This is a genomic window from Vibrio sp. Vb0349, from assembly GCF_033338975.1.
In genome coordinates this window covers 506,032-518,713 of the sequence record NZ_JAWOTS010000001.1, presented here as the reverse complement: position 1 = coordinate 518,713, position 12,682 = coordinate 506,032, and the positions used below count along the sequence as shown (strand labels likewise).

12 protein-coding genes are annotated in these 12,682 nt (G+C 44.0%); 7 read left to right on the top strand and 5 right to left on the bottom strand.

The window, feature by feature from the left end:
* Window positions 1-159: 159 nt before the first annotated feature.
* Entirely contained in the window at window positions 160-324 is a 165-nt protein-coding gene (locus R7Q47_RS02340; protein WP_005375297.1) for a YqaE/Pmp3 family membrane protein, read from the top strand.
* 155 nt (window positions 325-479) lie between these two features.
* Complete coding sequence (gene pyrC, locus R7Q47_RS02335) at window positions 480-1,508, top strand: dihydroorotase (RefSeq protein WP_248486191.1); 1,029 nt, start codon at window positions 480-482, stop codon at window positions 1,506-1,508.
* A 95-nt stretch (window positions 1,509-1,603) separates the two neighbouring features.
* On the opposite strand, the gene R7Q47_RS02330 is transcribed toward pyrC, so the two are convergent.
* Window positions 1,604-2,509, bottom strand: coding sequence for a DUF808 domain-containing protein (locus R7Q47_RS02330; protein WP_017821242.1), 906 nt, complete (start codon window positions 2,507-2,509; stop codon window positions 1,604-1,606).
* A gap of 172 nt (window positions 2,510-2,681) precedes the next feature.
* On the opposite strand from R7Q47_RS02330, the gene R7Q47_RS02325 reads away from it, so the two are divergent.
* Window positions 2,682-3,599 (top strand): M14 family metallocarboxypeptidase, encoded by a 918-nt coding sequence (locus R7Q47_RS02325; RefSeq protein ID WP_248486189.1) that lies wholly within the window; start codon window positions 2,682-2,684, stop codon window positions 3,597-3,599.
* On the opposite strand, the gene R7Q47_RS02320 is transcribed toward R7Q47_RS02325, so the two are convergent.
* Window positions 3,594-4,382, bottom strand: coding sequence for an AraC family transcriptional regulator (locus R7Q47_RS02320; RefSeq protein ID WP_213961215.1), 789 nt, complete (start codon window positions 4,380-4,382; stop codon window positions 3,594-3,596). The two genes, R7Q47_RS02325 and R7Q47_RS02320, sit on opposite strands and share 6 nt — an antisense overlap.
* Window positions 4,383-4,480: 98 nt before the next feature.
* Between R7Q47_RS02320 and R7Q47_RS02315 the strand changes: the two genes are divergently transcribed.
* From R7Q47_RS02315 to R7Q47_RS02305, 3 genes are all read left to right on the top strand, one after another.
* On the top strand, window positions 4,481-5,386 hold the full coding sequence (locus R7Q47_RS02315; protein ID WP_248486188.1) for a DMT family transporter: 906 nt from the start codon (window positions 4,481-4,483) through the stop codon (window positions 5,384-5,386).
* A gap of 145 nt (window positions 5,387-5,531) precedes the next feature.
* Window positions 5,532-6,017 carry an acyl-CoA thioesterase gene (locus R7Q47_RS02310; RefSeq protein WP_005375279.1) on the top strand — a complete coding sequence of 162 codons (486 nt, stop codon included), beginning with the start codon at window positions 5,532-5,534 and terminating at the stop codon, window positions 6,015-6,017.
* Window positions 6,018-6,188: 171 nt separating this feature from the next.
* Window positions 6,189-6,434 carry a hypothetical protein gene (locus tag R7Q47_RS02305; protein WP_005375277.1) on the top strand — a complete coding sequence of 82 codons (246 nt, stop codon included), beginning with the start codon at window positions 6,189-6,191 and terminating at the stop codon, window positions 6,432-6,434.
* A gap of 367 nt (window positions 6,435-6,801) precedes the next feature.
* On the opposite strand, the gene malG is transcribed toward R7Q47_RS02305, so the two are convergent.
* From malG to malE, 3 genes are all read right to left on the bottom strand, one after another.
* Entirely contained in the window at window positions 6,802-7,692 is an 891-nt protein-coding gene (gene malG / locus R7Q47_RS02300; RefSeq protein ID WP_005375275.1) for a maltose ABC transporter permease MalG, read from the bottom strand.
* A gap of 12 nt (window positions 7,693-7,704) precedes the next feature.
* On the bottom strand, window positions 7,705-9,279 hold the full coding sequence (gene malF / locus R7Q47_RS02295) for a maltose ABC transporter permease MalF (protein WP_005375273.1): 1,575 nt from the start codon (window positions 9,277-9,279) through the stop codon (window positions 7,705-7,707).
* 79 nt (window positions 9,280-9,358) lie between these two features.
* Window positions 9,359-10,537 carry a maltose/maltodextrin ABC transporter substrate-binding protein MalE gene (gene malE / locus R7Q47_RS02290; protein ID WP_005375272.1) on the bottom strand — a complete coding sequence of 393 codons (1,179 nt, stop codon included), beginning with the start codon at window positions 10,535-10,537 and terminating at the stop codon, window positions 9,359-9,361.
* Between the two features lie 672 nt (window positions 10,538-11,209).
* Here malE and malK point away from each other — a divergent pair.
* The gene (malK, locus tag R7Q47_RS02285) at window positions 11,210-12,328 is read left to right on the top strand and encodes a maltose/maltodextrin ABC transporter ATP-binding protein MalK (protein WP_005375271.1); all 1,119 of its coding nucleotides are present in this window, start codon (window positions 11,210-11,212) and stop codon (window positions 12,326-12,328) included.
* The last annotated feature ends 354 nt before the right edge of the window (window positions 12,329-12,682 follow it).

Sequence of the window (12,682 nt, the reverse complement as noted above, 5' to 3'; positions counted from 1 at the left end):
TATTCTTATAAATTTGGTTTTAGTGACAAGTATTTACTACACTCAATATTCGCGTTTTTTAACACCGTTCTGACCAAATACCGTTTGATAAAGTGTGATACGACACACATAATTCACCCAAGTTATCACTACTCCCATTTATCGATTTGGAGCTTAATTATGGATACAAGAAAACTGGTTCTGATTTTGTTATGTATCTTTCTTCCGCCTGTCGCGGTGTTTATGGAGAAAGGTCTAAATAAAGACTTTTTGATTAATCTAATATTGACGTGTTTCTTCTTTCTACCAGGTACGATCCATGCGCTTTGGTTAACAATGAAGTAACCACTTACACTCTCACTCTTTATAAAATTGAAAAATGGGATGAAATATGAGGGCAATTCCTCTATCATCCTGTCGCCTAAGCGCAAGCGTTTGCTCAAAAGCAAATACGGCGCTTAGGCTCCAATCAGACAACTTTTCAATGGTGGGAGCAATTAATGACAACACTGACTATCACTCGTCCTGACGACTGGCACGTTCACTTACGCGATGGGGAAGTTCTTAAAGACACCGTTCGCGACATCAGCCGCTACAATGGCCGTGCGCTGATTATGCCAAATACCGTCCCACCTGTTACTACAACTGAGCTCGCCCTAGCCTACCGTGACCGAATTCTCAAAGAGCAACATGGCGAACAGTTTAAGCCTTTAATGGCGCTTTACCTTACAGATAACACGACACCAGACGAAATACGTAAGGCTAAAGCCACCGGAAACATTGTTGCTGCCAAGCTTTATCCTGCAGGCGCTACCACAAACTCAGATTCCGGTGTGACCAATGCGAAGAACATTTATCACGTTTTAGAAGCGATGGAAGAAGTCGGAATGTTACTTCTGGTTCATGGCGAAGTAACACATCACGATGTTGATATCTTCGACCGAGAGAAAGAATTCCTTGATACTGTCCTCGCTCCTATCGTCAATGACTTCCCTAATCTTAAAATCGTTCTAGAACATATCACCACCGCCGACGCAGCAAACTTCGTTAACAACGCCTCAGACAACGTAGCGGCTACCATCACTGCCCACCACCTTCTTTTCAACCGTAACCACATGCTTGTGGGTGGTATTAAACCTCATTTCTACTGTTTGCCAATTCTTAAGCGCGGAACCCACCAGCAAGCGCTGATCGAAGCAGCAACTAGTGGTAGCAAGAAGTTTTTCCTAGGTACAGACTCAGCGCCACATGCGAAAGGGGCAAAAGAATCGGCTTGCGGTTGTGCTGGTTCTTACACTGCACACGCAGCGCTAGAGCTTTATGCAGAAGTCTTCGAAAAAGAAGACAAGTTGGAAAACTTGGAAGCTTTCGCAAGCTTCAACGGTCCTGATTTTTACGGCATTGCACGTAACACAGATACGGTAACGTTAGAAAAATCCGCTTGGGATGTGCCAGAAACGATGCCATTTGGCAATGATATCGTTGTGCCTATTCGAGCAAATGAACAGATCGAGTGGAAAGTGAAGTAAGTACTTTACTGACATTTCACCTATAAAACAGGGTCATGCTTTTTGTAAAAAGAAGTCATGACCCTTGTTATTATCGTCTCATGTTTTAGATGTGATTATTGACCACGAAGCTTTTCAACCATCGTCCATACCGCAACCACAACCAACCCCGCCACAAAGCCGATAATACCGTTCAATAAAATAGGCAAAATGGCTGTAGCAACCGAATGACCACTAAAGTTCATAATAATCGGCTCTACAAAGTGATGAATGGCTGGCACGTTGTGCACCACAATTCCTCCACCCACCAAAAACATCGCAGCAGTTCCTACAATGGTTAACAACTTCATCAACTTTGGTGCAAAAGCGACCAAGGCCCCTCCGACTTTCGCCACCCAACCTTTACCGTTTGAGCGACTTTCAAGGTAAAGGCCTAAATCATCTAGCTTCACAATCCCAGCGACTAGTCCATAAACTCCAACCGTCATAATCACTGCAATTAAACTGACAACTAAAATTTGCGTAACAAGACTGGCTCCTGTCACGGTACCTAACGCAATCACGATGATTTCTGCTGAAAGGATAAAGTCTGTTCGAATCGCACCAGAAACTTTACGCTTTTCATACTCTTCTATCGACTCGCCAGTATTAACTAGCTCCTCTTTTTCTTCGTGCGGATGCGAGTGAGGAAACACTTTCTCAAGTACTTTCTCTGCCCCTTCAAAGCAGAGAAATAAGCCGCCAATTAGCAATAATGGCATAATAAGCCATGGAATAATCGCGCTAATAAGTAAAGCTGAAGGAACTAAAATCAATTTATTTTTGAATGAGCCTTTTGCAACCGCCCAAACCACTGGAATCTCTCGCTCAGATGCAACACCAGACACTTGTTGAGCGTTTAACGCTAGATCATCTCCCAATACACCTGCGGTTTTCTTTGCCGCCATTTTTGACATTAAGGCGACATCATCAAGCACCGTGGCAATATCATCCAACAGTGTGAGTAAACTTGCTCCAGCCATTTTTTGTCTCTTATATGAAATTGAGTAAGTAACAAAATGTAACACCAATGAATCACTCATCAAAGTGATGATTTTGCAAAGAGTACCACCCCAAATGGTGTTTTATATTGCCGTAAAGATAAGACAGGTCTAGTCTTGTGATACCTTTCAGCAGTCAAAAGAAAAAGTATAGATGAAAAGTGGATACATTTACCCGATCGGTACTCCTGGCCAACCTTGGACCGAAGAAGAACGTAAAGCTTGGTTAGCAACGCAAGAAGTAAAACGTAGCTACCAAGATGAAGTCGTCAGTAAAATCGATGCCCTACGCGGGCATTTTGATGTTGAACAATATGGTGCGCTCTCATACAACGAGGCACGCTTCCCTCTGTTTTGTATCAAAACACGCAATTGGGATTCAACTAAACCTGTTGTGTTGGTCACAGGCGGCGTGCACGGTTACGAAACCAGCGGTGTACATGGCGCATTAAAGTTTGTAGAAACGGAAGCAGAGCGCTATGCAGAGCATTTCAATATTGTCGTTGCCCCCTGCGTAAGCCCTTGGGGTTACGAGGTGATCAACCGCTGGAATCCAAACGCGATTGATCCAAACCGCTCTTTCTATAAGGATAGTCCTGTCGAAGAATCCGCTAACCTCATGAAGCTCGTTGCAACTTTAGGCGATGTGTTAATGCACATTGATCTACATGAAACGACAGATTCTGACGAAACTGAGTTCCGTCCAGCCTTAGCTGCTCGTGATGGTATTGAGTACATTGAAGGTATGATCCCAGATGGCTTTTACACGGTGGGAGATAGTGAAAACCCTCAGCCTGACTTCCAAAAAGCGGTCATTGAGTCAGTTGCAAAAGTGACTCACATTGCACCAGCAGATGAAAACGGCGAAATCATTGGTTCACCCGTCGTACAGTTTGGCGTTATCAACTACCCAATGGTAAAACTGGGCCTGTGTGGCGGCGTAACAAATTGCGTTTACGGCACGACAACGGAAGTGTACCCAGACAGCCCAACAGTGACCGACGAAGAATGCAACGATGCACAGGTTGCAGCCGTGGTGGGTGGTTTGAATTGCATAATCGCTCAGCTATAACAATCGATTCTTGTATTGCTCCGGTGTCATGCCGGAGTATTTCTTGAACATCGCGATAAAAGGGCTAGCTTGGTTATAACCTAACGTCAGAGCGACTTCTTTTACGGTCTGCCCTTTACGCAGCAACTCCATAGAATGTAAATATCGCACACGTAAGCGCCACTCAGTAAAGCTCATTCCTAACTCACTCTGGCAATGTCTCGCTAACGTGCGTTCTGTGGTATGCACTTTTGCTGCCCACTCCGCCAAGCTGATTTCATCGGTTGGCGATTCTTCTACCGCTTTTAAGATTGGCTGAAGATATTTGTTGTCGGTTGTCGGTAAAAAGTGATGTTCCACTTCTTGTTTCGCCAGTTGATCCAACAACACTCGCACCAAGCGTTTGTCTTCATCGCTCTGCGCGACGTTAATGTCTCGCTGACGAAAGTCCTCAATAATAGATGACACGATTGGAGTCACTTTGATCAAGCTCGTTTTAGTTGGAAAATGCGCCGTCAATTCAGGGGCAATATTCAAAGAACAATATTCGATTGGCTTACGGTTGTAGCTAGTGTGACGAATTCCGGCGGGAACCCAAATAGCAAGATGTGGAGGTGCTAGAAATCTTGTGTCTTCTGCATCCATCTCCAGAATCCCACCGCTGATCAGTTGCACTTGCCCCCAAGGGTGGCTATGAATTCGTGTTTCTGTATTAGAGAGAAACGCTTCGAAATTCATAAATACATCTGATGGCGCACGATCGATTGATAAGGAGGGGTGAAGATTTCTGGCGCTCTTTTTCAAAATTGTCTTCCTATCGCTTACGATGTCTTTTAAGAGATACTTTTTATTATAAAGACCTGCCAGACTAGCGCCATCAATAATTGTGCTATAGGGTTCTCATGATTTATTTACTTCCGTTTTTCACCGTTATGATTTGGGGTGGTAACTCAATTGTGAACAAGATGGCTGCGAGCGCCATTGAACCAAGTGCGATGAGTTTCTACCGTTGGTTTGTCGCAATGGTACTCCTAACGCCATTTTGCCTGCCTGCAATCATCAAACAACGACACATTATTCGACCTTACTTAGCTAAGTTGGCGTTTCTTGCGTTACTTGGTATGGTTCTCAACCAGTCACTTGGATACTATGCCGGTTTAACAACAACGGCCTCTAGTATGGCCCTGATCACCTCTTTAGTTCCTTTGATCAGTGTGTTTTTAAGTGTCCCATTGCTCGGTAAATCTATATCAATGTTAAGTATCGTCGGTGGTGTCATTTCGCTCGGCGGCTTGGCATTTATGCTTGGTCACGGTGATATCACTTACTTTTTACATCAAGACTTAACGCAAGGTGACAGCTTAATGCTCGTTGCTGCCATGGTATACGCGGCTTATTGTGTTCTGCTAAAACGCTGGAAAATGCCATTCAGTAGTTTGACTCTGGTTTACATGCAGGGCTTCTTTTCTGTTTTGATGCTCACACCACTTTGGCTCTCTAGTGAGCAACTGTTACCAAGCCAAGACGCGCTACCATTAATCGCTTATGCTGGTATTGCTGCTTCCATTTTCGCGCCGCTGATGTGGGTCAAAGCGATTGATTCAATTGGTGCTGATTCAAGTGCTATGTTCATGAACCTAATGCCTGTGGTTTCCGTCATACTTGCTTCAACACTAATTGGTGAGAAAATTTACGCTTACCACATTATTGGTGGGTTGTTAGTCATCTCTGGCGTTATCTTGTCGCAAATAAAAGTAAGACAGAGAAAACCATTGTCCAATTCTGAGATTGCCTCTACCGCCAATTAACATCTACACCCCAAGCCACAGAACTACGCTGTGGCTTGTCACTTCCAGCGTTCGAATAAAAGTTGATATTTTGTTTCATTCGCTATTCCCGAAAATTCATCTTGCTGCTAAATTGGGAAAACAATAACCCATCAAGGAAAGACAGATGAGCAGTGGTCAAAGAGACATTACCCTTCGCTTTTTAGCAGAACCCAGCGACGTAAATTTTGGCGGAAAAGTGCACGGCGGCGCCGTAATGAAATGGATCGACTTGGCAGCGTACGCCTGCTCTGCAGCGTGGAGTGGTAAATATTGCATTACCGCATATGCTGGCGGCATTCGGTTTGTTGCGCCGATTCATGTCGGCAACTTAGTCGAAGTTAGCGCGAAAGTCATTTATACCGGACGAAGCTCAATGCACATTGCGATTGACGTGCAAGCCAGTGATCCAAAGCAAATGAAAAACAGACTCACCACTCACTGTATCGTTATCATGGTTGCTGTAGATGAAAACGGAAAACCAACCGATGTACCGAAATGGATTCCAGAGTCAGATGAAGACAAAGCCTTAGAGCAATCCGCGATCCGTCTTATGAACATGCGTAAAGAGATTGGGGAAGAAATGGAAGCACACGTTAAATATCTCAAGTAACTGGCATCCGTTAAGAACACTATTAAGTACCTCAACGTTACCCAGACCCAGAGTGTGGAGCAACATCATGGTTTTGCCATTTGTTTCACGCTCGCCCTTCTCTGTCATAAATCCTTCACCTAGCTTTGCTTAAATCCATCCATTATTTTAGAGTTGGATAGAGTTTGGATCTTGAGACTAAAAGAAACGACCTTAAGTGAAGAGACGTTGACCAATTTAAAAGCGGTCGAGTACCAGTGGGTGAGAACCATGTACGTCGAGGGGTATAACGAAACAGAAATTAATCATTACATTCAAACTTGCTTTGGCGGTGACGTTACCTTTGCTAATCTATTTCGTCGCGTCGCACTGCAGCAAGAAAGTTTGTACACGCTGCTTCAATACGTTGGATGCGCACCTTCCAGCCGAGAGTTTTAATCTCTTCCTTCCCTACCTCAATTTAGCTTTTTACTAAGCTCTAGTTATTTATGTGAAGTGCTACGCAGGGCATTATTCAAGCCCTGTGTAATCCATTGCAAAGCCGCTAATCTCTATCTACTTATTGCACAATTGCCTTTAACAGGCATAAAAAAACCTGAGTCTAAACTCAGGTTATGGTTACAAAAACTGTTAGTGATTGAATCGTAAGGAACTAAGCTAACAGCCAGCTATGCGTAACGCCAATAAAAGCCAAGATATTACTGATCGGCGGCCAAACCAAAATTGTAATATCCGTGCTAAGTATAAGGGCGACCATGTGGTCGCCCTTTTCTAGTTATTCTTATCAATCTCAGACCACAAGAGATTATCCTTTCACACCACCAGCGGTTAGACCACCAACCAACCAGCGCTGCGCAAGTAAGAATACGGCAGTGATTGGCACTGCTGAAAGTACAGCAGCTGCGGCAAAGTCACCCCACAAGTAGTTTTGTGGATATAGGTATTGCTGCATACCCACTGCAAGTGTGTACGAGTCTACATCAGAAAGCAGTAGTGACGCTACAGGAACTTCACCAATTACCATGATGAACGACAAGATGAAGACTACCGCTAGGATTGGCACAGACAGTGGCAGCAATACCAAACGGAATGCTTGCCATGGTGTAGCACCATCAAGAGCCGCCGCTTCTTCTAGAGACGAGTCAATACTTTCGAAGTAGCCTTTAATGGTCCAAACGTGCAGTGCGATACCACCTAAGTAAGCGAAGATCAGACCGCCATGCGTGTTCAGGCCAAGGAAAGGAATGTACTGACCCAGTTTGTCGAACAACGCGTACAGAGCAACCAGTGCCAACACCGCAGGGAACATCTGGAAGATCATCATCGCTTTAAGAATGGTGTTCTTACCTTTGAACTTCATACGAGCAAACGCGTAAGCCGATGTGGTTGATAGCGCCACGATTAGGATTGCAGAAATACCACCCACTTTTACAGAGTTCCACAGCCATGTCATTACTGGGAATGGTGGCGGTGTAACTGTACCGTCTGGATTAGTCACCGAGAAACCTAATGCCAATTTCCAGTGATCAAGTGTTGGGTTGTCTGGGATCAGGCTACCCGTTGCAAAGTTACCTTCACGGAATGAAATCGCGATGATCATCAGTAAAGGGAAAATAATCAGTGCCAAGAATGCCCACATTGCAATATGAGTAGCCCAAACACGATACTTTAATGACTTACCTTGTACCATTGCCATTGTAATTTCTCCTTAGTCCTGAGCTACTTTAGTTACGCGTAGGTTGATAAGTGCCAATGCGCCAACCAATAGGAAGATAAGCGTTGCTACTGCACTTGCTAGACCGAAGTCTTGACCACCAGCACCTTCGAATGCGATTCGGTAGGTGTAACTTACTAGCAGGTCGGTGTAACCCGCAGGCTCTGATGTACCAATCATGTTTGGACCACCGCCAGTCAACAACTGGATAAGTACGAAGTTGTTGAAGTTAAATGCAAAACTCGCGATCAACAATGGTGTTAACGGCTTCAACATCATTGGTAGTGTGATACGTGTGAAGTTCGTGACAAAGTTCGCACCATCAATTGCTGATGCTTCATATAAATCGTCTGGAATCGCTTTTAGTAAGCCCATACACAAAATCATCATGTAAGGGAAACCAAGCCAAGTGTTAACAATTAAGATCATGGTTTTCGCCATGAACGGATCAGAGAACCAAGCCGGGCTAATGCCGAATAAGCCTTCCAACAACATGTTGATCTCACCAAAGCTTTGGTTAAACAAACCTTTAAAGATCAAGATAGAAATAAACGCCGGAACTGCATAAGGCAGGATTAGCAACAAACGGTAAACTGAGCGACCTTTAAGTGCTTCCCACTGAACCACACTGGCAAGGACAAGACCAATAACAAGCGTAAATAATACGGTTAGCGCAGAGAAAACAATGGTCCAGATAAAGATACTGATAAACGGCTCTTTGATACCATCATCTTTCCAAACACGCTCAAAGTTGTGGGTACCAATGTTCACCACGAAACCTGGTGACACTGTGCTGCCAACAAATTGACCGTTTTCATCGACAGGCTGGTAGTAACCTACTTCCATATTTGGACGTAGCGTTTCTTCAGTCCGGTTGTTGTAAAGCGTTTCACCATCTTCTTGTAATGTGTACAAAGGCACAACTGCAGCAAATTTGCGCAGCCCACTCATGCGGATATCATCACCACTTGGCAAATGTAAATCGACACTGCTCAACGCACTGCGGTTCTTAACAATCGCCTTGATTGATTCTTTTTCACCCGTTACTTCTTCAATTGGTGAAAGATCAAACTCCGATGCTGAAAGGTTATCAAGCTGAAAAGTCGGGCTTGCAAGTAGCTCACCATCTTTTTCAACCACAAGTTGATGGCCTTGCTCCGTTTTATACAAAGTGAACGGGTAGCTATCACCACTTTGGTAAGTTCGGTCCAAAAGTACGTTCTGAGCGCGATCAAAAGAGAGTTGGTTTTTCGCGCTATAGTTGGTAAACGCCAAACCTATGGTGTACGCCAAAGGAAAAAGAATGAAAAGGATCATCCCTGCTATACCAGGGTAGATGTAACGGTGTGCGTACGTCTTTTTGCTACCAAAGATGAACAACGCTAAAGCGGTAAGAATGAGCGTAAGTAGTGCAAACGCAATCTCACCGCGAGAATACATAAGGATTGTTGCGTAGCCATTGATGATGCCGACTGTGCCTAAAAGTGACCATTTCATGAACACTTTTTTGCTGCTCGGAAGGCTGGCTTCTGGTGCTGTCATAGCATTTGTACCTTGAACTGACTGCATAGGGAACCTGCTAGCGAATATAGAATAAATATAGAAAAGTAAGGAGGAGTTGCCTCCTCCTTAAAAAGGTCTTACTTAATTATTTAGTCATTTGTTTTTCTGCATCTGCAAGAGCTGCATCGACAGTTTGACGACCGTCAACTACGTTGATGATTGCGTTCTTAGCCGCACCCCAGAATGCGTTCATTTGAGGGATATTTGGCATGATTTCGCCGTTCATCGCATTGTCCATTGTTGCTGCGATACGAGTATCTGAATCAAGCTCACGTTGGAACGAGTTAAGTGCTACCGCACCTAGAGGCTTATCGTTGTTAACCATACGTAGGCCATCGTTTGTTAGTAGGTAGTTCTCAATGAACTCAACTGCTAGGTCTTTGTTTGGAGACGCAGTGCTGATACCAGCCGTTAGAACACCAACGAATGGCTTAGAAGATTGACCTTGGAACTTAGGTAGCGTAGTCACGCCGTAGTTAACGCCAGACTTCTCAATGTTGCCCCAAGACCATGGACCGTTAATCGTCATCGCTGTTTTGCCTTGGTTGAACGCAGACTCAGACACGGAGTAATCCATATCCGCAGAGATTACGCCTTTATCAACTAAGCCTTTTACGAAGCTCATTGCGTCTTTAACGCCTTCTTTCGCGATACCAGCGTCTTTAACATCGTAACCTTCAGAAGTGTATTTGAACGCGTAGCCGCCATCAGCCGCCATTAATGGCCAAGTGAAGTACGGTTCTTTTAGGTTCCACATGATTGCAGACTTGCCGTCTTTTTTAAGTTTTGCATCTAATGCTGCAACCTCTTCCCAAGACTTTGGTGGGTTTGGAACTAGGTCTTTGTTGTAGATTAGAGATAGAGACTCAACCGCAACTGGATAGCCGATCAATTTGCCGTCGTAACGTACTGCATCCCAAGCGAAATCAACGATACCTTCTTGAATATTCTTAGAAGGTTTAATTTCTGCTAGCAGGCCAGCTTCTGCGTAACCACCGAAACGGTCGTGAGCCCAGAATACGATATCAGGACCGTCGCCAGTCGCTGCAGTTTGAGGGAATTTGTCTTGAAGGCCATCTGGGTGAGCCACAGTCACTTTAATGCCTGTGTCTTCTTCAAATTTCTTACCAACTTCAGCAAGGCCGTTGTAGCCTTTATCACCGTTGATCCAGATAGTAAGTTGTCCTTCTTCGATGGCAGCATTAGCACCAAAAGAACCCAAAGCAACAAGAGTACCTAGTGCTACAGCGCTTAACTTTTTCATGTTCGTATCCTTTTTATATTTTTGATGTAGGGCTAGTCCATTGAGGTTCAGCCGTATTTCGACATATATCATCTGAAATAATCCAATATGTCTCATCCTCCTAATCCCTACGCCCTTACAATTATGACGTATTTTCGTGATCTAAATCGCCAAGGGTAAGAGACTCAAATCACAAAATGGATAGTTCCTGTGATCGGTTTCAACTTTAGGTGGTGCAATAATGTGATTTCCGACCAACTGCTTTCTTCCTCCTCCTTTTTTACTCCTCCCTTTCTACTCCCCCTACAATTATTTCTATTAGGAGGATGTCGCACTACGAACAATCTTAGAAACTGCAGTCATCCAAGAGTGGATGGTAAGAACCCTTTCCCAGCAGTGCCTACGTATTAGGAAAAAGATTTGCTGGTTTTGCATTGCCAGACGAGTGGAATGTCATTATTAGTGTTGTTTGTGGTAATTATTTCACGGGGGAGACAATACGAATAATGTGGGGGAGAGAAACTCGTACTTGGCTATGATGGGTAGCACTTCTATTCAGGACATTTTATTGAAGTGCTACCCTACTTTTCTTACCAACCGCAAGAACTTACCGATTCCTACTGTTACTGCTCGCTAGATAATTCATATAATGATGAGCGGTGAATAATAAAAAATTGATCGAGGACGAGCTACATGGCGAGTGTCACGTTAAAAAATGTTTGTAAAGCGTATGGCGACGTACTGATTTCTAAGAACGTAGACCTAACAATCAACGAAGGTGAATTTGTTGTTTTCGTAGGTCCATCAGGTTGTGGTAAATCTACCCTTTTACGTTGTATTGCCGGTCTTGAAGACATTACTTCAGGTGATTTGTATATTGGTGACCAGCGCATGAATGACGTCGAACCATCCAAACGTGGTGTTGGTATGGTATTCCAGTCTTACGCTCTTTACCCGCACCTTAACTTATATGACAACATGTCATTTGGCTTGAAACTAGCAAAAGCAGACAAAGCAGAAATCGACAAGCGTGTTGAACAAGCAGCAGAAATCCTACAACTAGGCCACTTGCTTGAGCGCCAACCAAAAGCACTTTCTGGTGGACAGCGTCAACGTGTGGCGATTGGCCGAACATTAGTATCGCAGCCAAATGTATTCCTTCTAGACGAGCCACTATCAAACTTGGATGCGGCACTGCGTGTAAACATGCGTGCACAAATTACTAAGCTACAACGCCAACTTGGTTGTACCATGATCTACGTAACGCACGATCAGGTAGAAGCGATGACAATGGCAGATAAAATCGTTGTACTAGACGGCGGTTATGTATCGCAAGTTGGTAAGCCGCTTGAACTTTACCATTACCCACAAAACCGCTTTGTAGCTGGCTTTATCGGTTCTCCGAAAATGAACTTCATGAGCGTGTTCATTGATGAAGTAGAAGCAGAGCGCGTCAAAGTTCAACTATCTAACGGCGTATCTTTCTGGATTCCGGTGGATGGTACAACAGTTAACCGCGGCGACCGAATGTCTTTAGGCATTCGCCCTGAGCACCTATTATCCGCTTCTGAAGCTGATGCAAGTATTCACGGTGAAGTGATGATTGTTGAGAAGCTAGGTAACGAAACTCAAGTATACCTAAATCTAGAAGGCGCGGACGCCGACGTTATTTTCCGTCAGCCGGACACGCTTGCAGTCGACACTGGCGATAAAATCGAGATCGGTATTCCAGCTCATCGTTGTCACCTGTTCCACAGTGATGGTCGCGCATGCCGCCGCCTATACAAAGAAAACGGCGTAGAAGTCGAATAGTTCATTCGTCCTTACTCAAAAATCCCTCTCAAGTGAGAGGGATTTTTTTATTTTAATAAATATCAGCAATTCGATACTAAATCATTAATCGTGAACGAATCAAATCACCCGTTTCTTCTACCCTCACATAAACCATTGTCTTTGTACTGATACTTCATTTTTAATACTTTTCCTCATTCCTCATAAGTAAGTACCAGCTTTTTCCTAACCCGCCAAACTTAGCCAAAGGGCTAAATATCATTCTTATTTCCACTTACCTCAACAAAGCAAATTTTTACACTTATCAACGAAATTACACGTGACAAAAAACTCAGCAGCATTCCACAGAGTGCTCTGTGCACTAACTACTAATAA